The 20,999-nt window shown below is 54.3% G+C and carries 15 protein-coding genes; 6 read left to right on the forward strand and 9 right to left on the reverse strand.

Features of this window, described 5'->3' with window-relative positions; translation table 11 throughout:
- Nucleotides 1-454: 454 nt before the first annotated feature.
- The 3 genes from MKX70_RS04305 (at nucleotide 455) to MKX70_RS04315 (ending at nucleotide 2,861) form a co-directional block, all read left to right on the forward strand.
- Nucleotides 455-850, forward strand: coding sequence for a VOC family protein (locus MKX70_RS04305; protein WP_042231804.1), 396 nt, complete (start codon nucleotides 455-457; stop codon nucleotides 848-850).
- Nucleotides 851-941: 91 nt separating this feature from the next.
- Entirely contained in the window at nucleotides 942-1,820 is an 879-nt protein-coding gene (locus MKX70_RS04310; RefSeq protein ID WP_042231803.1) for an AraC family transcriptional regulator, read from the forward strand.
- A gap of 147 nt (nucleotides 1,821-1,967) precedes the next feature.
- Nucleotides 1,968-2,861 (forward strand): copper amine oxidase N-terminal domain-containing protein, encoded by an 894-nt coding sequence (locus MKX70_RS04315; protein ID WP_081956338.1) that lies wholly within the window; start codon nucleotides 1,968-1,970, stop codon nucleotides 2,859-2,861.
- Between the two features lie 5 nt (nucleotides 2,862-2,866).
- Here the strand turns inward: MKX70_RS04315 and MKX70_RS04320 are convergent, their stop codons facing one another.
- The 4 genes from MKX70_RS04320 to MKX70_RS04335 form a co-directional block, all read right to left on the reverse strand.
- On the reverse strand, nucleotides 2,867-3,499 hold the full coding sequence (locus MKX70_RS04320; RefSeq protein ID WP_042231801.1) for a copper amine oxidase N-terminal domain-containing protein: 633 nt from the start codon (nucleotides 3,497-3,499) through the stop codon (nucleotides 2,867-2,869).
- Between the two features lie 231 nt (nucleotides 3,500-3,730).
- Nucleotides 3,731-4,735, reverse strand: a complete 1,005-nt coding sequence (gene kdgT, locus MKX70_RS04325) for a 2-keto-3-deoxygluconate transporter (RefSeq protein ID WP_042231799.1) — start codon at nucleotides 4,733-4,735, stop codon at nucleotides 3,731-3,733.
- A gap of 183 nt (nucleotides 4,736-4,918) precedes the next feature.
- On the reverse strand, nucleotides 4,919-5,932 hold the full coding sequence (locus tag MKX70_RS04330) for a tripartite tricarboxylate transporter substrate binding protein (protein ID WP_042231796.1): 1,014 nt from the start codon (nucleotides 5,930-5,932) through the stop codon (nucleotides 4,919-4,921).
- 171 nt (nucleotides 5,933-6,103) lie between these two features.
- A complete protein-coding gene (locus MKX70_RS04335; RefSeq protein WP_340839588.1) occupies nucleotides 6,104-8,422 on the reverse strand; it encodes a helix-turn-helix domain-containing protein in 2,319 nt (772 codons plus the stop codon).
- Between the two features lie 231 nt (nucleotides 8,423-8,653).
- Between MKX70_RS04335 and MKX70_RS04340 the strand changes: the two genes are divergently transcribed.
- Both MKX70_RS04340 and MKX70_RS04345 read left to right on the forward strand, forming a co-directional pair.
- On the forward strand, nucleotides 8,654-10,291 hold the full coding sequence (locus MKX70_RS04340) for an SWIM zinc finger family protein (RefSeq protein WP_340839589.1): 1,638 nt from the start codon (nucleotides 8,654-8,656) through the stop codon (nucleotides 10,289-10,291).
- A complete protein-coding gene (locus MKX70_RS04345; RefSeq protein ID WP_340839590.1) occupies nucleotides 10,288-13,320 on the forward strand; it encodes a DEAD/DEAH box helicase in 3,033 nt (1,010 codons plus the stop codon). Before MKX70_RS04340 ends, MKX70_RS04345 begins: the two co-directional genes overlap by 4 nt.
- A 6-nt stretch (nucleotides 13,321-13,326) precedes the next feature.
- Here MKX70_RS04345 and MKX70_RS04350 read toward each other — a convergent pair whose 3' ends face one another.
- Nucleotides 13,327-13,668: a hypothetical protein gene (locus MKX70_RS04350; RefSeq protein ID WP_340839591.1), complete on the reverse strand. Its 342-nt coding sequence runs from the start codon at nucleotides 13,666-13,668 to the stop codon at nucleotides 13,327-13,329.
- Nucleotides 13,628-13,948, reverse strand: coding sequence for a hypothetical protein (locus tag MKX70_RS04355; RefSeq protein ID WP_042231786.1), 321 nt, complete (start codon nucleotides 13,946-13,948; stop codon nucleotides 13,628-13,630). Before MKX70_RS04355 ends, MKX70_RS04350 begins: the two co-directional genes overlap by 41 nt.
- Before the next feature lie 838 nt (nucleotides 13,949-14,786).
- Here MKX70_RS04355 and hflX point away from each other — a divergent pair.
- Complete coding sequence (gene hflX / locus MKX70_RS04360) at nucleotides 14,787-16,064, forward strand: GTPase HflX (RefSeq protein WP_340839592.1); 1,278 nt, start codon at nucleotides 14,787-14,789, stop codon at nucleotides 16,062-16,064.
- Nucleotides 16,065-16,204: 140 nt separating this feature from the next.
- On the opposite strand, the gene MKX70_RS04365 is transcribed toward hflX, so the two are convergent.
- The 3 genes from MKX70_RS04365 to MKX70_RS04375 are packed head-to-tail and all read right to left on the reverse strand — an operon-like array spanning nucleotide 16,205 to nucleotide 20,762.
- Nucleotides 16,205-17,941, reverse strand: a complete 1,737-nt coding sequence (locus MKX70_RS04365; protein ID WP_042231780.1) for a hypothetical protein — start codon at nucleotides 17,939-17,941, stop codon at nucleotides 16,205-16,207.
- A gap of 2 nt (nucleotides 17,942-17,943) precedes the next feature.
- Nucleotides 17,944-19,047: a glycoside hydrolase family 88 protein gene (locus MKX70_RS04370; RefSeq protein ID WP_340839593.1), complete on the reverse strand. Its 1,104-nt coding sequence runs from the start codon at nucleotides 19,045-19,047 to the stop codon at nucleotides 17,944-17,946.
- On the reverse strand, nucleotides 19,044-20,762 hold the full coding sequence (locus tag MKX70_RS04375; protein WP_340839594.1) for a glycoside hydrolase family 3 protein: 1,719 nt from the start codon (nucleotides 20,760-20,762) through the stop codon (nucleotides 19,044-19,046). The genes MKX70_RS04370 and MKX70_RS04375 overlap by 4 nt, the downstream gene beginning before the upstream one ends.
- Nucleotides 20,763-20,999 lie beyond the last annotated feature (237 nt).

Raw genomic sequence — 20,999 nt, forward strand, 5'->3', positions numbered from 1 at the left:
GTTGAAATACCCCTTATTCTATGCAATAATCACTGGCGATAAATAGAATTAAATTCCATTGAAATGTATAAGCTACGTCTCAATTTAATTAGGAGGACTCAGAGGCTAATGCACCTGAGGTCTGTGCCAGCTTCCGCATCCTGGGTTAATAATTCTCTGGCGGTAGAGTAGTCCTTGTTACCGAAGCGTTCATAGCGGATATCTGAAAGAGGTTCCCGTAAGGCTGTATACAGATGAAGATTTTCTTCCAGCCCACTCGTTGTATGCCACTGCTTTTCATGAAATGCGCGTCCGTGTCGGCTGCTTCCCGGGTTCGGTGGTTGCCCAGCCTAATGAGGGCAGACAGCTCTATGACAGCCTTGGGTTTCAGGAAACGCATCGTACGGAATATATGAGGAAAACGCTAGGAGTGTTTGAAAGTAAAATATGAACAGGAATTGGAGCGATGACAAACATGAGTAACCTGGGATCACGGAATATCAGTGTGGTAACGTTGTTCGTTGAGGATCTGCCGCAGACCATGGCGTTCTATCAGGAGGTCTTTGGCCTTGCCTATGTGTATGCGGACGAGAACTCGGCCGTCTATGATTTCGGCAATATGAGCATCAATCTGCTGCAAATATCCGAAGCCCCCGGGCTGATTGAGCCCGCTGCCGTTGCCAGCCGCGAGGCCGGATCACGGTTTCAGTTCACGATCCGCGTAGAAGATGTGGATGCGGTATGCACAGAATTAACTGCATGCGGCGTAAGCCTGCTTAGCGGGCCTATGAACCGGCCTTGGGGCATCCGCACAGCCAGCTTCGCAGACCCCGCAGGACATATTTGGGAGATTGCTCAGGAGCTGGTTTAGCTGAAGCTACGGATGGACAAATCAAAGCATTCCCGGTCAGGAACCGCTCTGACGGTTTCTCTACAATGAACTTGAAAGGAAAGGTGAGGATTTGGAGACGATCCGGCTGCTTCAGCAGGCGATTGATTATGTGGAGCAGAACTTGAGCTCCGCCATAGGAGTTGAGGATATCGCCGGAGCAGCGATGACCTCGAAATACCATTTTCAGCGGATGTTCCATGCCTTGACGGGCTTTACCGTTACTGAATATGTACGCAACAGGCGGCTGACGCTGGCGGCGGAAGAGCTGGCCGGAACGGACGGCAAGGTGATCGACATTGCGCTGAAGTATGGGTACGAGACGCCGGAGTCCTTCGCCAAAGCGTTTCAACGGGTGCATGGGGTAACCCCGAATATGGCGAAGAAACAGAACGTGAAGCTCAAATCGTTTCCCCGCATCTCCTTTCAAATTCAGATCAAAGGAGAAACTGAAATGAATTATCGGATGGTGGAAGAGAAGGGTTGCCTCGTCATTGGAAAAGAGGTTATCGTTCACAAGGATGCTTACACAGAAATACCCGCGTTCGTAGAGAAAATCTGGAATGATGGTACGCATGACCGGATTAACGAATGTGCCGGGAGACCCGCAGGTTCGCTGCTGTTCGGCTATTATTACGACTTCAATGAGGATGGAACGAAACGGTATCTGATGGGAACCGTGTTGCCGGAAGGACAGGACGTCCCGGAGGAGCTTGACCACCTGAGCGTGCCTGACCAGACGTATGCTGTATTCGATAGCCGTGATACGTATTCCGAGGACACTGAGATGGGAATGGAGATCCTGAATGTGTGGCGGAGAATTTATGCGGAGTGGTTCCCCTCGGCAGGCTTTGAGCAAGCGGAAGGACCGTGCATGGAGAAATACTACTGGACGGATGACAGCCATGAAGAATCGATCTGTGAGGTATGGATTCCTGTGGTGAAGAAATAACAATAATGCGTTCCTGACAAAGCCTCCCTATGCCCTGACGGCATCTGGAAGGCTTGTTTCTTTGCCCGTGTATTCTCAATCTTTAACATTCTCCTGAATTCACGTTATAATCAATAGATACAAATAAATGGAAGGAAGGAATGACTCATGACTCTCTTAAAAAGGTTAGTTCCGGTCTGTCTGATCCTCTTATTCATATTTCCCAGTAGTAACCCCGCCTCCTCCGCTGCCAGCCCAGCCCAATCAACAACAAGACCTATCCAAGTCAACATCAACGGTTCTTTTATTTCCACCGATACTAATCCGTTTATTCAGTCTGGCAGAATCATGCTGCCAATCCGGGCGCTTGCTTCCTTAGGACTCCAATATTCATGGAATGCTACAGATCATACTGTAACGATCACGAATTCCTCCAAGGATATCTTCCGAATGACCCAAGGCCAGCCCATTGCTTATAAAAATGGACAACCTGTGCAAATGGACAGTGAAGCCAATAATTATAACGGGCGCCTCATGGTTCCGGCAAAGTTTGTCAGTGAGGCTTTTGGATACAGTGTGCATTATGAAAAGATAAGAGAAATTGTATTCATTCAATCCGGGAATTTCACTCGTGATCCTCAGGCCATTCATTCAGCGGATATACAGCAGGCCCGTCTGGCCGCCATTTCGTTGCCGGTTATGTACTCCTTTAAGCCTGGCACCAGTGCACAAAGTGATCAATCCGATTACTACCTGTATTCCTTTGCTTCTGATGACGCCACCCGCTACATTTACAGCAATGGAGAAATAACAACAGTCGTTGAGATCAAAGAGGGAACAGCAACAGCCGTATGGCAGGTTTCTGAGGCAGATATCCCCGGTTATCCGGCAACTACATTCGGCGGTGTGAAACCAGTGTATATATCCGAAATGTTTAAGGATTCTTTTAGTTTTAGCAACGGTGTTTATAGTGGTCATCACACCCTTAGTGATGGCACTGTACAAACATTTAAATACACAGGACTTAATTACGTTGATTTGATCCGGGCGATCCCGGAGTAAGGAACCTATATTCCAAAGTTAGCTCCCGGGAAAAGGGTGTACCGGTCCAGATATTTTGCAGTGTCCGGTACAATTTTCATGGATTTAATTTTCCCTTGTCCAAAAACAAAATTCCATCGTTCCACTTTCACCTTGTACTCATCTTCTGCAGTCACTCTCTGAACAATCCGCACAGTTAGGGTGGTGTCTGTACTTGCAACAGCCTTCATATCAACAATCGTTCCCATATTGTACGTACCTATTGGAAAGCTTTCGTTGTAGATGTCAGTCTTAAAATCAGGCGTAACTACATCGAGAACTCCTTGATGGTCTCGTTCGTCATAAGCCATAATCCATCTGTATGCTAAGTTCCGGTTTGCTACATAAGCAACGTTGCTGCGCTCCATTCCGAAATTCGGATCAGAATCTACATAAACGGTTTTACTTCTATTGTCCCACTGAATACTGGCGTCAAATCCTTCTGAAATGGCCCGAATCGGGACATAGACCGTACCATTAATAATCTTAAGCTGAGTCTGAATTTTCACTTGATTACCATTTACAATTATTTTTGGAGCTACTGTAGCCGCATAGGCTCCCGCACTAAACACTAGGGTCAAGGCCAATCCTGATATTCCTATTTTCAATAGTTTTTTCATTTTTAATCTCTCCAAGGATGATAGATTTCTATATTTAGACGCTAATCAATCATATTTGTTTCTATAAAATCAATTTTATGTAAAATGTAGATTGATTGCAGCCATGCCTTTTTCCAGCTCTAGCCTAATCACAAAAAAGCCCCCGGAGCAGCCGTAATAGCGTCCGGAGGTTTAAAAGAACATAGATCTCAATCACTTATATGTGTATTAAATATGTTGTTATCCGATGTCTTACACCGCTGCTTCTTGAATCTTAGCATCTATAGGACCCTCTGCTGCGGGCGGGTTCTTCTTCTTCATGTAATCAGAATAGTAGGCAGTAATGATTGGAACAAGAATGGACGTCACGATAACCGAGGCGGCTACCAGCGCCGTGGCTGTCTGGGCTGCGGGCAGGAATTCCGGCTTCATGTTCGCCACCAGCATAGGGTTGGCGACAGCAGCTCCGGCAGTACTGGAGGCAGCAAGTCCGGCGGTGCCGTTACCGCGGCCGATGAATTTGTCGGCCAGGATCAGCGGAACACCTGTAATAATGATAACCACTACACCAAGCAGAATGCCGAGCAGGCCAGTGTCAACGATAACGCCGAGGTCAATCGAGCTGCCCAGTGCGAAGCCGAAGAACGGAATGAGTGTCTGGGTGGCTTTGCCGAAATAAGCACGCAGGTCATGATCCAGGTTACCCAGGATGAAGCCGATCAGGAACGGAAGCACAGCCCCGATGAAGAGATGCGGTTCGAATACGGCAACACCCGTGCTGCCCAGAATAAGCATCGTTACGAGCGGGCCGGATTCAAGTGACATCAGCACGAATGCTCCGGATTCTTCTTTGGTACCATACTGCTGCATGATGGAAGCGTACAGGCCGCCGTTGGTCATATCCATTGCGGATATAATGGCGAGAACCGATAGTCCGGCGAAGAAGCCGGTTTGTACACCGCCCTCAGGCAGGAACTGGATAGCGATTACAGCAACAACCCATGCTACAGCAATCTTGGTCAATACTAGCGTACCTGATTTGCGGAGTACCGTTCCGGTTGCTCTTACATCAATTGCTGCCCCCATACAGAAGAACCATACGGCCAGAATCGGCACGGTTCCTGTCATCAGGCCTTTGGTGAAGCCTCCGAAATATTCACCTGCATCAGGAAAAGCGGTGTGAATGATCGCGCCCAGGAACAGTGGAACCAGCATCATTCCGCCGGGAATCCGATCTAATGTCTTTTTGATTTTCATATGATTACCATACCTCTCTTACTCATATTGAGTTTATATAATATTGAATATTATGATTATTTTTCCTTATGAAGGCGCAGCAAACCAGCCCCAGCAAATTCCCCGTTCACTACAATCCTGCTAGTCAGCAAGCGGGTTTCCTGAGATTACTTTGTCTGATGGCGCTTTCACACTTCGTACAGCTTACCTGCGGCTTAGCCCGAGCTCCGGGATCATTTTGGCGAATAAATCATCGCTTTCCTTAAGCTGTTTCGAGAAGGCTTTGCCGTCCTTCACCAGCAGTCCAAGTCCGTTCGACTTCATATATTCGCGGAAAGCTCTGTCCTCGGTCCCTTTGATAAATGCCCCGGCCAACACTTCCGCAATGGCATCGGGCGTATCCTTCGGCACAGCCAGCCCTCTCCATGTACTGGTGAAGTTCACATGTATTCCGGTCTGCTCTTCCAGAGTCGGCACATCCGGCAGCGCCTCTGAACGTTTATCCGCGTTAACCGCCAGTGTCCGCAGCTTGCCTTCATCTACATACTTCTTCACCTCGGCGGGACTGACCGGCACCGCGTCCACGAATCCGTCCATCAAAGCGGAAACGGCTGGCCCTGCACCTTCAAAAGGAATATGTGCAAACTTCACACCTGTCTCCCGTTCCAAGGTTACGGCGGCCAAATGCCAAATGCTCCCCGTTCCTGCGTTTCCCATTTTGAGTTCCTCTGGATGCGCTTTCGCAAAGTCGAGAAATTCATTGACGTCTTGCCATGGCGCGTCCTGTCTAACGGTAATGGCGGAAGGATCGAAATTCGTCTGTGCGATGGGTTTGAACTTCTCATAGGTAATCGGCAATAGTCCCAGATGGGGAAGAATCGTCAGCTCGGCCGGCAAAAAAGTGACGGTATAGCCATCACCCTTAGCGTTCGCGCCTTCCATCAGCCCTACAGAACCTCCGCCGCCTGTCCGGTTGACCACAATAATCGGCTGGCCCAGCACCTTCTCTGTCGCTTTGGCGAGTGCTCTTGCCGTGGTATCTGTTCCTCCGCCTGCCGCATAGGGCACGATCAGTGTAATCGGCCGTTCGGGAAAATCGGTGCTGACATTCTTGTGATCTGCATCGCCCGTCAGTTGAATGAAGGTTCTAAGGATTAACAGAACCGCGAGTACCGATGCCGTCCAGATTCCTATTTTGGTTGTCCGCTTCAAAACCATCCCTCTTCTCTATTAACCGTAATCGGGCAGCCTGCTGAATCTTACGCTGGCCCTGCGCCCGCTGCTTCACCCCCGAATTCTCTGAGCATCAGCCTACCTTCCGGGAAGCTGTGAAAGTTTTCTCAAATAGAACTTTATCGCATTCGGGGGTGTTCCTTCAATCGTATAATCTTATTCTGTATCCTCAGAAACGCCGGAATGGCGCGGTTTTGGCCGATCTGCATACTCTTTGGAAGATTTGCTGTTCTCCCGGAACTTGCCCGGAGTTGTTGATTTAATCTTGCGGAATACCCGGATGAAGCTGTTCTCATTCTGGTAGCCGACCTGCAGCGCAATATCGGCGACCCGCAGGGTGCTGTCCAGCAGCAATTCACAGGCTAGATCAATTCTGAGGTTGGTCAGATAGTCATAGACTGTCGTTCCGGTCTCTTCCTTAAAGATTGTACTCACGGAAGACACACCCATATTCACATGGGAGGCGATATCCTGAAGTCCGATATTGAACTGCAGATTCTCTTCCATATACTTGATCAGATTCTGTACGAGCAGGAACTCCTTCGATTGCCGGTGTGCTCCGAACGCCCCGGCCATATGAACGGCAATGCTGCATAGCATGTCCTCAATCTCATGAAGCTCCATCGTCGACACCTGATGCCGGGTGTAGTCAGCCAGCTCGGCAGGCAGCGGGTATCCGCCGGCCGCTGCCATATGCAGAATTTCCTCCAGCAGGTCATCGACGGTGCGGAATACTTTTTGCGGCTGAATTCCTTTCTTACGCATCTCAGCCGACCATCTGCGGATCCACTCCTGCGCAGCCTGGGCGTCCGAAGACTTCAGGGCACTCAGCATTTCCTGTTTCCAGGCATCATCAGCCGGTCCGCTGCTCTCTTCATATGTGTTCTCCGCATGTGAATACACACGGACATGGGCATAACCTTCATATAACCGGTAGGATACAGCCAGCTGCGCCTCTGAATAGGAACTAGGCACCTGGGCAATGGACGCAGCCTGCTCGCCGATACCAATGGACACTGATATATTCAGCACTTCATGAATAAGGCCGGCCAGCTTACGGGCATCTGCATATAACTGCTTCTCTTCGCGGTCTTTCGCTTGCAGCAATACGACCAGACTGTCTTTCTGCGGTGCCGCGATGACGGTCCGCCACGAAGCTTCGAAATACTCGTGAACCATGTTGATCATCGCGTATTTGAGCAGCATCTGATCTTCTTCTATGAACCCCGCCGCCCATTGGGTATGCCGGTCTATGGACAAGGCGAGCGTCTCGAACGGACCTTCCGTCCAGCCGGTAAAATAATGTTCGAACTTCGTCTGCGTCTCCTGGGTTCCGATACTTCGCGTAATCAGGTCCTGCACGAACTTGGAACGCAGTTCAGGAAGGCTCCAGTCCGCGACCAGCGATTTACTCCGGAAATCACCGACCAGCTTGCCGATGACCGGCTCCAGATCATACAGCCCGCCTTGCCCCGCCGCCTTCTGTTCAGGAAGCAGCAGCTTGTTAATCCGCTTGAGCGGCCGGAAGGCAGCGAAATTATAATAATAAATAGCGGATAGACCTACTGCAATCGAGATCAGGGACAGCATCAGCATCATATTGCGCGCGATCTTCACATTCTTCAGCAGCTGCTCCATCGGCACCAGCGAAATTAGCCGCCAGCCGGTCACATTGGAGAAGGTCTGATTAGCCATATAGGCCTGACCGCCGATCCGGACATGGGCAAACGGGCTGACATTAATATCCTTCAGTACGTTCTGCATGTCCGCCAGCGGGAACGGAAGGTTCAGCTTGGGATAGATCAGCTCCCCCTCCAGGTTATACACCAGCTGATAGTTCGAGAGATGGGTATACATTTTGGAGAAAAGCATATCGTAATCGAGATCGATCAGCACAGCCCCGGTCACTTCCCCGTTCTCTACAACCGGCCGGGCCAATGACAGCAGCTCTGTTTCCCGGAGACGGGAGTCGGTGCCGGTGTACAGCCTTCTTTTGATCAGAAGCGGCTTCTCCTTAATCTCCCCGATCCAGGACTCCCAGGCATGCTCCGGCGCATTTCCCCAGGATGATACGTAGCCGTAGCCGCTGGAGAGGACGGAATGATCCTTAAACTTGATCACGCTGATGGCATGCACATCCGGCTCTGTCGCCAGCGTCTTGAGATATTCCTGCGGCTCTGCGGCAATGCCGGCATTGTCCCCGGTAGCGGCTTCTATATATTTCAGTACGGCCGGGTGAAAGGATAAATCGACCGCTTTGTTATCCGATTCGCGGAAGGCCCGGTTCGTCACATCTACGTTAATCTGCAGCAATTCGACATTCGGTGTATTGAGCTCGGTATCCAGTGCGTTGCGGTACTCTCTATAGGAGAATAACCCGATCAAAGTGATCAGAAGCGAGACTCCTGCCGTCAGCATCAGAATCAGCCGGTTTTGTTTGTTGTTCAGCAGATATTTCAATTTAAATCGCAGCATTTCCTTAACTTCATCCTTCCAGCGTTCTCTCTTGGTCCAGACCTTAGAGTAGCATGTTCACCTATACTTCAATATGGAGCATGTCATACCCTTTAAGATTTTAAGCATTTACGGATAAAATACGCAGAAATGATATAATGAAAGGAATGATTCTATCCGAGACGAAGCTGCCGACCTGTTTGCAGGGGCAGTACGGTTTCAACACCAATCTACTACAGGAGAACGATTGCGATGCAACCAAATTATGCCATGGATGATGCCGAATGGGACAAGCTTATTTCGGATGTGGCCCGGATTTTTGATGATCTGACCCTTAAACGGGGGTTTCAATATTATAAACAAAAACGCGTGCATGCCTTCCAGATGAGGACGGACAGGAAAATCATGTCCATCGTTGAAGGCCGGGAAGATTATATGGTTGCCGCCCAGCTGGAGCATCTGCTGGAAAGCCACTGCGACTGTCCGGTATCCGGCCCGTGCAAGCATATCGCCGCTGTGCTGATGTACTACGCAGAGCTTCAGGGCAAACCTGTACATTCGATCGCCAATGCCAAGGCACTTGTGAACATTCCCAAGATCCCTTCAGCTCCTGCTCAAGGAGTTCCGGGACGGCGCGGGGAACAGCTGAAGAAGCTGGAGGCGCTTATTCCAGAAGCCACTGTGCAGCAGTGGCGTGAATACATGGCAATCCTTATAGAACCCCTGGCCCATACTGTGCGAAATCCGCAGTATGCCGACCGGGCGCTGGCCGCCATCTCCGGGGTCCGCCCCAAGCTGTCTCCCGCTGCCGGCCAGCTGTTCAAGCTTCATACCCGTCTCTGTGTACTGGAAAGCTTAGTTAAGCCTGGAGGACAGCCGCTGGCGGCGAACCTCTCCTCACTTGGTTATTCTGTCGGCTACTATACCTCGATTGCGATTTCCGAGCTGCAGAAGCATATCACAGACATGATGAAGAAGAGCCTGCCGCTGGCGGAGGCCCCTGAAGAATGGCCCAGAGTATACGATACAATCGCCTATCTGCGGGGCGAGATGCTGACGGAAGCCCGCGACCGTTCGCGGGATCAGCCCTACTTCTCTTACTGCTATAACCTGCTGTGGACCCATTGGATTACGCCGAATCTAAGCGGACCGGAGCTGTATGCCGAAGAGCTGGAGCACCTGCGGACGGCCGGACAAGCTCTGGGGGCTGCAGCCTCACGCCATGCCCGTCTGCTGGCCGAGAGCCGGATGTATTATTCTCTGCATGATGATGCTGCCGCCATGGAACAGCTGCGCGCAGCAGCTGAGCGGCCCGGACTGCACCCGGAGGAACTGATAAGCTTCCTGCCCCCGCTGGCAGAAGCCCGGCAGTGGACACGCCTCACGGCATGGCTGGCGGAGATTGGCCCGCTGCTCAGCAGCCGGCTGTATAATCTGCAGGAGTACGCCGGGTACTGGGATGAAGCAGTCCGTCATCTGCCCGAAGCCGAGCCCCGGATGTGGGATACGCTGGCCGGTATGCTGCCGCTATCTCGCGAGATCTATGAAGAGCAGCTGCTGACCTACGGCAAATGGCAGGAATGGATGGATATGCAGTTATCGGCCGGGCGGCAGCCTGCCGACTTCCGGGTCAGTGACCTGCAGCCGGTGGAGAAGAATGCGCCGGAGCTGCTCCTGCCGTTCTATCATCAGGCTGTGGAACGATTCGTGCTGGACAAAAACCGGCACAGCTACAAAGCAGCGGTGAAGCTGCTGAAACGTCTGTCCAAGCTGTACAAGAAGCTGAAACGCGAAGCACGCTGGGAGGAATTCCTCCAAGCCTTCACGGACCGGCACAGCCGGCTGCGCGCTCTTCAGGAGGAACTGCGGAAAGGAAAACTAATTCCATGAACACAATGATGCGCAATATTACGGTCCAGCTCGCCTTAAGCCAATATGGCGACGCGCTGATCTACGGTGTAGATGACCGGGATGATTATGTACCCGGCGTCCAGTTGAAGCAGAAGCTGTTCGCCTGGCATGAAGAATCCTTCTATGGAACGGAGCTTACTACTTCGAAGGCGGATGAAGTCGAGCTCGTGGTGCTTCCTGCCGAGCAGGTGATTCCGTTCTTCGCCAGCCTGCGGCTGCTCCGGCATGTCGGCTGGAGCTGGCAGGGTGATGCCCAGCTCTTGAAGCGGCTGGCCCCGCTGCTGGCAGGAATGCTGGATAACAAGCAGTATGCGCCCAGCTTCTCCGCCTACCGGGAAGGCCAGCTCCGCTGGGCCTGGGAGGAGAAGCTGCTGGCTGAAGCCGCCGAAGGCAACTGGGACGATGCGGCGGCGCTGCACAGTCTCCAGGACCGCAGCGGGTTCGCAGAAGGTCTGCAGGCCGCCTTCTCTGCGGCGGTCTTCCAGCGCTATTACGGCACCGATGCGGAAGCCGGTGACCTGCGCAGTGAGTTCCCGCTGCTGTTCAGCGCTAGCCGCAGCAGTGCGGCCGGGATGGACGAAGACAGCTGGCTGATGTCCATCGGCTGGAAGGCAGACACCGCGCCGTTCCGGCCGGTGCTGCAGCTGCTTGAACCGGACGAAGAGCTGCCGCACTGGCGGCTCCAGCTGCTCCTGCAGGACAAGCGCGACGAGTCCGCGCTTGTGCCGCTGCGGCTCACCGGGGACGGCGAGCCGCATGGCCTGTGGCCCGCATCGTGGACGCCTCACGTCCACGAGCGCGCGGCCGGGTGGCTGTCGCGGCTGCGTGACAGCCTTCCGGAGCACATCGGGCGCGGCGCCGATGTGCTGGCTGAACCGCTTAGCGATGCTATCGCGTGGCGGTTCCTCACGGCCGACAGCCGGCTCCTGCTGGAGGCCGGCTGGCAGGTGCTGCTGCCGGCGTGGTGGGAAGCCGCCAGCCGCAGGAAGCCGCGCCTGCGCGCGAAGATCAGCTCCGGCACCGCCGAGGGCCGCGGGCAGTCGCTGTTCGGCCTCGATGCGCTCGTCGACTTCGACTGGCGCATCTCCATCGGCGACGCCGACCTGTCCGAGGCGGAGTTCGCCGACCTCGTCGCGCGCGGGGAACGCCTCGTCCAGTTCCGCGGCAAGTGGATTCCGCTGGACCCTGCGCTGCTGGCGCAGATTCAGCGGGCCATGGCCGGAATGGACAAGTCACGCGGCTTGTCCTTCCAGGATGTGCTGCAGCTGCACCTACTGAACAGCGGTGCGGACGCTGACGCGGAGGAGGCCGAAGCGCAGCGCGCCGAGGAAGAAGCAGCCCGCGTCCGGCTGGAGGTCGAGCTGAACGAGCATCTGGTCGGAATCATCGGCCAGCTTGGACAGCGCAGCCAGTGGCCGAAGCCGGAGGTTCCCGCCGGCCTCCATGCCGAGCTTCGCAGCTACCAGCATGAAGGCTATGCCTGGCTGGTGTTCCTGCGCCGCTTCGGCCTTGGCGCTTGCCTGGCCGATGATATGGGCCTCGGCAAGACGGTGCAGCTGATCTCCTACCTGCTCCACTTGAAGGAGCAGGAGGCGGAAGCGGAAGCTTCGGGCGCACCGGTAGCCCGGCGGCAGACAGAGCCGGCCGGCTGGCCTTCGCTGATCATCTGCCCGACCTCCGTGCTCGGCAACTGGCAGAAGGAGCTGCAGCGTTTCGCCCCTTCCCTGAACGTGATGCTTCATTATGGAAGCAGACGGCTGGATGCCGGATATTTCTACGGCGCTGCTTCGCAGGCCGATGTGGTCCTCACTTCCTATGCTACCGCCGCGCTGGACCAGGAGCTGCTGAAGCAGTTCACCTGGGCGGCCGTCTGCCTTGATGAAGCGCAGAATATCAAGAACGCCGGAACGAAACAATCCGCCGCAGTGCGCAGCTTCCCGGCCCTGCACCGGATTGCCCTGACCGGAACGCCAATTGAGAACAGGCTGTCCGAGCTGTGGTCAATCTACGATTTCATCACACCGGGTTATCTCGGCAGTCCGAAAGGGTTCCAGGACCGGTTCGCTAACGCCATCGAGAAGGAGCGGAATGCCGAAAAAACCGCAGACTTGCAGCGGCTGGTCAAGCCGTTCATGCTGCGCCGCAAGAAGAAGGATCCGGCCATTCAGCTCGATCTTCCGGATAAGAATGAAATGAAAACCTACATTAATCTGACAGCAGAGCAAGCGGCGCTCTACGACCAGAACGTGAACAGCCTGCTCGAACGGATGCAGAAGCTGGAGGGTATTGAACGCAAGGGAGCCATTCTGGCCGCCTTGACCAGCCTTAAGCAGCTATGCGACCATCCAATGCTGCTGACCAAAGAGGCGCTGCCCGAGCCGGAGGCCGGAGACGTTCTGGACACCAGCGCCTTGATTGAACGGTCTGCGAAGCTGGAACGGCTGCTGGCCATGGTCCGCGAGCTGCGCGAAGAGAATGAGCGCTGCCTGATCTTCACCCAGTATGTCGGCATGGGCAAGATGCTGCAGGCAGTGCTCCAGCAGGAGCTGCAGGAACCGGTGCTGTATCTGAACGGCAGCACCCCGAAGAGCACCCGTGACCGCATGATTGAGCGGTTCCAGGCCCCCGCACTGCCTGCCAGTGAAGCCGATGCCGCGTCCGGGTACCAGCCGTCCGATCAGCCGAATGTATTTATCCTCTCGCTCAAAGCGGGCGGTGTCGGTCTCAATCTGACCGCCGCCAATCATGTCTTTCACTTCGACCGCTGGTGGAATCCGGCGGTGGAGAACCAGGCCACTGACCGTGCCTACCGCATGGGCCAGACCCGGGACGTGCAGGTGCATAAGTTCATCTCGCTCGGCACACTGGAGGAGAAGATTGACGAGATGCTGGAGAGCAAGCAGCAGCTCAGCGACGATGTGATCTCCGGCTCCGAGGGCTGGATCACCGAGCTGTCTACGGACGCGCTGAAGGATCTGTTCACGCTGCGGAGGGAATGGGTCGGTTAACTAAATTCACCACTGCTCTATCATTCTAAAGGTTGCAGCCAGATTGTCTTCCCCGGCTAGTGAGCTGACCACCAGCGTGATTGGCTCCTGCTGCATGTCGTGGAGCAGCTGCTGATTTACCAGATTCATGGCAACATTCTGGTACGCACCCGATATGCCTGAGCCGATTCCTTGAGTGATGACCCTTCCGCCAGTAACAGCAGTACATGTATAGTTCACTTGCAGGGTGGTTTCAGTTACAGGAATAGCTGTAGTCGGTGTAGGATAGTTCACAAAGGCTCCGTTTACGCTTCCGCCGGCGATCACTTTATAGCGGATGGGGGGGTGAGGCCAGAATCTCCAGTCCATCCGCTTTGATCTCGGTAGCCACTGCTTCAGGAATGGTCACTGCGGGACTTCTGCGGAAGCTGATGGCCGCGAAATCGTTATCAGTAACGGTGATATTGCCACGGAATTCCGAAGTGATCCGGCTTACAGCAATCGGCAGCAGAGGAACGGGAATCCAGACCCCGCTGCTGTCAATCAGGAACACACGGACACGAACCTGCTCCTGTGAGTACACTACATTGAATAGGAAAAACGTCTGTGTCACATTATATATTTTGGTTACGACTTCCCTGTAATTCAACTCGGATAGCTCCTGGGCGAATAGCGCCGCTGGACTTACAATCAGTATTCAGCCCGGTTAAATAGACCACTCCTCTGGAGGTTCCATTGTTCACTACTTTTACGACCGCTTGACTGATAGGCCCTGCTCCCAAGGTAGGGTTCTTTGTTAACATGTTGGTTGTCAATACAGGCACAGCTCTTCACCCTCCTATTCAAGCTATTTCATATATCATATGCCGAGCAGATTTGAAGTTTCTGGTTTATTGACAGCGGGAGACACTCCACAGCCCTCAGACGCTTCCGTAACTGGGCGCAGTTGCCATTTTATACCCGCTGTGCTAAAATCAACTTAACTTTTTTAGAACGGAGGGCTCAGTGTGATAGACTATATCCGGATTCGTAACTTACGCGGCTAATTACAGCTTCATAGCGCGAAAGCTCTGCCTTGTGCAGAGGACTCAGGATAGGTCTATCCATTTTTAGAGGCAGCCCATAGCTTGATCTTATACGCGGGACAACAGGATGATTTATAGCGTGAAGTCTATAAATCCCCTTGTATTTGAACGGAGAACCGAGGTTGCTCCGCCCGGCCCGCCTTATGCCTTTAGGAATTGCATCCCCATAGAGAATATACTGAACCGCAGCCCGGCATGGCCGGAATAGAGAACTATTCCTCCCTAACACTGCCGGTGCTTCGCTTCATATTATTTATGGGAGTGCCATAGCTGTAGAGCTGTTTGTTATTGGTGTAACGGCTCTACAGGACCCTATTCTGTTGTTCCTCACAATCCTTTTAGCACAGGCAGTCTGCCTGTGCTTTTTTATGTCCAAATTTAATCATGGAGGTTGAACTATACATGGAATCCATACAACAAAAAGCAGTCATCGTCGGTGTACAGCTGCAGAATGACAATAACTTCGATTACGCCATGGAGGAGCTGCGCAATCTGGCAGCTGCCTGTGATATTGAGGTCGTGGCTGAGCTCAGCCAGAAGTCCAGCCGGGTGAACCCCTCGCATTATATTGGAACCGGCAAAATCCAGGAGCTGGCACTGCTGATGGAGCAGCATGATGCGCCTATCGTTATTTTCAATGACGAGCTGTCGCCGTCCCAGATCCGTAATCTGGAATCAACGCTTGACCATGAGGTCATTGACCGGACGATTCTGATTCTGAACATCTTCGTGCAGCGGGCCAAAACCAAGGAAGCCCAGCTGCAGGTGGAAGTAGCACAGCTCCAGTACATGCTTCCCCGCCTGACGGGCTTGCGCGAATCTCTGGGCAGACAAGGCGGCGGAGGCGGGACCGGCCTGAAGAACAGAGGGGCCGGGGAGACGAAGCTGGAGCTGGACCGCAGAAGAATTGAGGAGCGCATCTCCGTCCTCCAGACAGAGCTGCAAGCACAGGTCTCAAGGCGCCAGATTCAGCGTAAGCAGCGCCACAAGAATGAGGTGCCTGTCGTTTGTCTCGTGGGCTACACCAATACCGGCAAGTCTAGCTTAATGAATACGCTGGTGGAGACCTATCATCCCGGCTCGGGCAAAGGGGTCTTCGCCAAGGATATGCTGTTCGCCACTCTCGAAACATCGGTGCGCAGTATCGAACTGCCCGATCACAAAACCTTCCTGCTGACAGATACCGTCGGGTTCGTCAGCCAGCTGCCCCATCATCTGGTCAAGGCCTTCCGCTCGACACTGGAAGAGGTCACGGAAGCGGATCTGCTGATCCATGTGGTCGACATTTCCGATGCGCAGCATGAGCAGCATATGGCTGTAACGGATGAGACCCTGAAGGCGCTGGGCGCTGACGGCATTCCCACCCTGTATGCTTACAACAAAGCCGATCTGACGGACCAGCCTTATCCGCAGGTCCAGGAGAATTCTGTAACGCTCTCTGCGCTGAAGAACCGCGGAATTCCCGAGCTTACGGCGCTGATCCGCAGCCGGATCTTTACTGATTATATTCAGTGTGAGATTCTGGTCCCGTTCGACCGGGGCAGCATTGTTTCTTACTTCAATGAGCATGCCGATGTGCAATCCGTCAGCTATGAAGAGCAGGGCACACGTCTTAAGCTGGAGTGCCGGGCCGCTGATTATGAGCGGTTCCGGAGTGATTTTGTTGAGCTTTCGCAATAGAATCTTCTCTATGTAACAGGAGCAGGCCCCGGTAACTCTTACCGGGCCTGCTCCTGCTGTTGTATATGGAAGCACCGGAAGCAGTGAATACTTCCAGCAGTAAACTCCGTAAGGACCCGCGGACAGCCGATCTGTCCGCCTTATTTTGCCGGACCGGGATTTAATTGAAGCAAGAACCCTCCGTCCCTTCCGCTGCTGTTCACCCGCAGCGCCCTGCTGTCATCCGTCATCTCCAGGACCGGTTCAGCATAAACCTCTTCTTCCTCCTCCGGCTGTACCTCCAGCGAGAATACCAGCGCCGCCTGCTGTAGAGTGGTGAAATCAATGCTTCTGCGCGGACCCGTATAGAGAATCATATCGATATTTATGCTGTCTTCCGCGTTATGAATTTCCCACGCCCAGCTGCGCACCGCGCCTGCATGCCCGCTGAACGCCGCGAACCAGGTCGTCAGATTAAACGCAGTTTCCCCAATGATGATGCTCGCCCCTTCTTCCGTAGGTCCGGCGATGATCCCATCCAGGCACCCGCCAATCTCCAGCCGCAGCCGTAGATCAGCGGCCTCAATGATGCCCCCGGTCCGGTCGAGATTCGGATGAGTATCGCCGCCGTCCGTAATGAAATCTACACCGAACAGCAAATGTCCTGCTTCCTGCAGCGATTTGAAGCGTGCAGAGCAGTAGTCATAGCCGTCATGCAGGCAGCGGAGCCGGATATAGGCCGGCTGGCCATGATTGTCAACATAGACCACCAGCGGCCGTCTTTGATTCCACAGATCACTATGTGTGAAGGAACCGATACTAAACTGCGGGGTCATATAAGTGACCGCCCATTTGCCGCCGTCCATTTGCCCCTCCCCCTCCCCTTGCCCATCCAAGAGCTGTCTTACTTCCTTCGTCTCAGGAACCGTGAAGCCAGCCAGATAAGCAGGCGGGCAGTGGATGCCGCTCCTATACCATTCTTCCTCGTAGGGCAGCTCCTCCCGGGGGAAGAACCTCACCGCTCCTCCCGTCGCCATTTGCAGAAAAGCCTTGCTCTGCTCATTCAGCAGCGCCCCGTAACTGCGGGAATGCGGCCCGGACCACTGGGCCGTGACCGGGTGATAATAACCCGCGACGGTCTTCCAGGTCAGCTCAAGCAGTTCTCTGGTCAGTGCTTTGACCGCGCTGTCCGTGGTCTCGGACTGAAGCTTCGACAGCTCCAGAATGGCAATATAGGTATAGACCGGACTGTTGTATTCCTGAAAAGCCCCATGCTGCATGGTATGGGCGTGCAGCTTCCGAAGCCGCTCCAGACCGTATGCCGCATAATCCTCACGCCCCAATTGCTCCCCGGCAATTCTCGTAACAAAAGCTCCAATAATCGCAATATTGGTATAGTCCGGACCCACATTCCGCCTGATAATCGCCTCGCAGGCATAATCGATGGACCGGAGCACATCTTCCCTCAGATCGTCCGGGAAGCGGTGGCCGTGGCGTGCGATCGCCTGAACCAGCCGGCTGCCGCAGAAATCGGCCCAGTTCCAGTCCGGAGGGGCCATCTGGTGCAGCGGCTCCTCATAGAACCAGGACCAGATCCCGAAGGTAGCATGGCTCCGGTCGGTATCCTGCAGGGAGATCACCTGCCGGATGATATCGAATGCCCGCTGTTCATAACGGGCCAGCTCCGTATCAAGCAGTCCGAGTGCATAGGAGAGGGAATCTCTGGTGGAATGGATGAACTCCGCCTGCTTCAGGGTTGTATGATAACCCGGGCTGCTGAACGGGGAACGCAGCATGCAGATGCCCGGATCATAGCGGGACTCCAGTCCGGACATTTTATGAATCAGCAGCTGCTGATGGTTCATCTCTTTATTTACAGGCTCTGCGGTTTCCTTCACAGTCATCTTCCTCCCTTACCTTCAGAGTTCAGCGGAACCGCCTGCGGCAGGTGTTGCGGGTGCTGGTGATTCAGCGCCTCTGTCAACAGCTGCATCACCAGTCCCTGACCGTACAGCGCCGGATACCTCTCAATGGCGTTGTACGCTTCTATTGAAGGCATTACCGGGGTGCCTCCCGAGACTCCCTGCACCTCGCCGTCTTCACGGATAAGCGGCAGGATTCCTTCAAGCGCCTTCCCGGCACTCTCCAGATAAGAATCATCCAGCAGGCCGCCCTTAACCGCCTTGAGGAAACCGCAGGCGATGCCGGCGCTGGCCGACGTCTCCTGGACATAATCCGGTCTGTCGAGCACAGTATGCCAGAGTCCATTCTCTCCCTGAACCTGCCGCAGGGCGGAGGCGAGCGTACGGTAGCGGCTGTAGAGTTCTTCCGGAACGGCAACGGTGTGCCGGGTCTCCGCCGCAATCTCCGGAACGGCCAGCGTAACCCAGGCGTTGGCCCGGGCCCAGCGGGCAGCCGACATATGGCTGCCGTCCCGGCAGTTCCAGCCGTGGAACAACAGTCCCGTCACCGGGTCCTGCAGCAGGCGCAGATGCAGCAGGGTCTGCTGCAGGGCGGCCTCTGCAAGCCCGCGGTCGCCGGTCAGCCCGGCAAGCCGTGCCAGGAACAGCACGGCCATATACACCGTATCCGCCCACACCTGCTCCGGGAAGTCTACAGCCTCCGTCACAGTATGCTCCAGCGCCCCTTCCCGGGTTCGCGGCGCAGTCTCCAGCATCCAAGAGGCAATTTCCTGAGACCTGCTTAGAAACCAGGTGTCCCCGGTCAGCCGGTACAGCCCAGGAAACAGAGCATATGGAGCCAGGGAGTTGATGACCCGAACCCCCTCTGCCTTACGCTTATTCCGGTTCACCCAGAGCAGCACATAATCCATTACCTTGTCTGCACCGGTGGCAGTTCCGTATGCCATCAAGGAGATTACACCGACGCCGGGCACCCAGTCCCAGTGATGAATATCCATCCCCCAATTGCCCTGATGCCGGACGGAACTCATATATTCGAAGATAAGATCCAGCTTCTCTTCTAACTCCTGTTTTGTATTCAAAACGTCCGAAGCCTCCTTGAACCGTGATAATCCTCGAAATCCGCTTTGACCGGAGAGTTGCCCTGAAACGGAATTTCGCCAAACAGCGCTTTGACCGTAAGCTCTACCGTATCCTCATGCAGCGAATAAGCATTCACCAGCGTATCGAGGAATGGAATATCCTGCAGCAAATACGGCGACGCAAATGAAATGCCGACCGGCTTGATCGTTTCTGCATGCTGCATGGCCCAGATGGCTTTGGCCGCTTCGCCTACCGGACGGGCAGTATTCATCATGCCGTGCAGCGGCAGGAAATAAGGGGCAAAAGCAGCGTCCCAGGCCACCCCGGACAGCTCCCATTGCCGCAGTGTAGTTAGCGGTTCGAATTCATCGAGGATATCGACCTGCAGCCCTCTTGCCTTAAGCTGTTCAACGAAAAGATTCATCCGCTCATATTTGCGCCCCTCCGTCACCTTGTTCAGCATGATCACCAGCACTCGGCGCACTGTCTGCGGATTCAGAGGCAGCTGGCCGGTCCGGTTGCGGACCAGCGTAATGCAGCGCCCGGCCAGCGCCCGGCTGAATTGTCTAACCTGCCGGTCCAGCCCGGGCGGCAGCTTATCCTCCAGCAGCGGCAATGCCAGCCCGTCTTCTCCCGCAGCGCCGGTAAACTGCATTCCAAGCCGGGCCTTCATCTCCAGAATCCGCCGGACGCTGGCCTTCAGCCGTTCCCGGCTTACCCGCCCGTCCGCCACCGCCTGCTCCATCACCGCAAAATATCTCACGCCCGGCCAGAGCAGCACATCCGTGCCGCAATTGAAACAATCGATCATGCGCTTCTCATAATCTCCCCAGGCCAGAAACCCGCCCATATCCAGCGCATCCGACAGCACCACCCCATCGAAGCCCATTCGTTCCCGGAGCAGCTCCGTAGTGATATGCTCCGATACGGTTGCAGGCACAGCCTTCACGGCAGCATCCTCGTCTTCAATCCAGGGAAGGGCAATATGGCCGGTCATATAGGACATCACCCCCTGATCGATGATTCTCTGAGCCACATGTCCATAAGTGGAGAACCATTCCTCTTCAGATAAGCTGTTAATCGTAGTAATGATATGCTGATCCCTGTAATCCACCCCGTCTCCGGGAAAATGCTTGGCGCAAGCCGCGATGCCATAATCCTGCATCCCGCGCATGACGGCTGCAGACAGGCGTGCCGCCCGCCCGGCATCATCCCCGAGACAGCGGGTAGTAATGACGGGATTCATCCAGTTCAGCAGAAGATCAACCCCCGGTGCCAGCGCCCAGGTGAAACCGGCTGCCCGGCCTTCCATCGCTGTATATTTACCGTATTCATAAGCCAGCGCTTCATCATCGGCTGCAGCAAGGGCAAGAAGGGGCGGGAAGGCTGTGAGGCTTTTGACTGCAGAGCCGGCCCCGAATTCCAGATCACCGGAGAACAGCAGCGGGAACTTGCTGATTCTCTGCAGCATCACGGTCCAGTCCCGGTAATCCTCCGCTTTACCCGCAGCCTTCTGAATGACCTCTCCGCCGATAAAGAAGCTGCCCACCGGATATTGTGCCAGATACCCGCGAAGAGCGGCCTCGTCATCCCCCTTGAACGGCAGTCTGCCTGCATGATCCTGCATAGTTTGCCCGATGAGCTCCCGCAAGCTCATAGCCTCCAGCGTGCGCTCTACCCAGTCCTGCTCTTCCTTGCTTAGCGGCCTCTGCATAGTCCCGATTCCTCCCGGTAATTTCTATTCCAAGTGTACCGAAAAGCGGGACCGCTCTAAATAAAGCCAACTATAATATAAGTTCAAAATTCTATAATCACCTCACAAAGCGGGTCTTAGCTTCGGTGATTACTCAGCTTTCGGCCGGGACCCTAAATAAATACTTATACAAAAACAAAATCACCCTAACGGGTGATTCATGCTGGAACTTATACAGCTTTGCGGCTTGTGCAGCTT

The organism is Paenibacillus sp. FSL R7-0312 (assembly GCF_038004445.1).
Lineage (GTDB): Bacteria > Bacillota > Bacilli > Paenibacillales > Paenibacillaceae > Paenibacillus_AQ.

What these genes read in the sequence shown, in the direction of transcription:
- MKX70_RS04315 (WP_081956338.1), top strand. Translation starts at nt 1,968, where the DNA reads ATGACTCTCTTAAAAAGGTTAGTTCCGGTCTGTCTGATCCTCTTATTC.
- kdgT (WP_042231799.1), bottom strand. Translation starts at nt 4,735, where the DNA reads ATGAAAATCAAAAAGACATTAGATCGGATTCCCGGCGGAATGATGCTG.
- MKX70_RS04330 (WP_042231796.1), bottom strand. Translation starts at nt 5,932, where the DNA reads ATGGTTTTGAAGCGGACAACCAAAATAGGAATCTGGACGGCATCGGTA.
- MKX70_RS04375 (WP_340839594.1), bottom strand. Translation starts at nt 20,762, where the DNA reads ATGCAGAGGCCGCTAAGCAAGGAAGAGCAGGACTGGGTAGAGCGCACG.
- MKX70_RS04335 (WP_340839588.1), bottom strand. Translation starts at nt 8,422, where the DNA reads ATGCTGCGATTTAAATTGAAATATCTGCTGAACAACAAACAAAACCGG.
- MKX70_RS04340 (WP_340839589.1), top strand. Translation starts at nt 8,654, where the DNA reads ATGCAACCAAATTATGCCATGGATGATGCCGAATGGGACAAGCTTATT.
- MKX70_RS04320 (WP_042231801.1), bottom strand. Translation starts at nt 3,499, where the DNA reads ATGAAAAAACTATTGAAAATAGGAATATCAGGATTGGCCTTGACCCTA.
- hflX (WP_340839592.1), top strand. Translation starts at nt 14,787, where the DNA reads ATGGAATCCATACAACAAAAAGCAGTCATCGTCGGTGTACAGCTGCAG.
- MKX70_RS04350 (WP_340839591.1), bottom strand. Translation starts at nt 13,668, where the DNA reads ATGGACTGGAGATTCTGGCCTCACCCCCCCATCCGCTATAAAGTGATC.
- MKX70_RS04305 (WP_042231804.1), top strand. Translation starts at nt 455, where the DNA reads ATGAGTAACCTGGGATCACGGAATATCAGTGTGGTAACGTTGTTCGTT.
- MKX70_RS04345 (WP_340839590.1), top strand. Translation starts at nt 10,288, where the DNA reads ATGAACACAATGATGCGCAATATTACGGTCCAGCTCGCCTTAAGCCAA.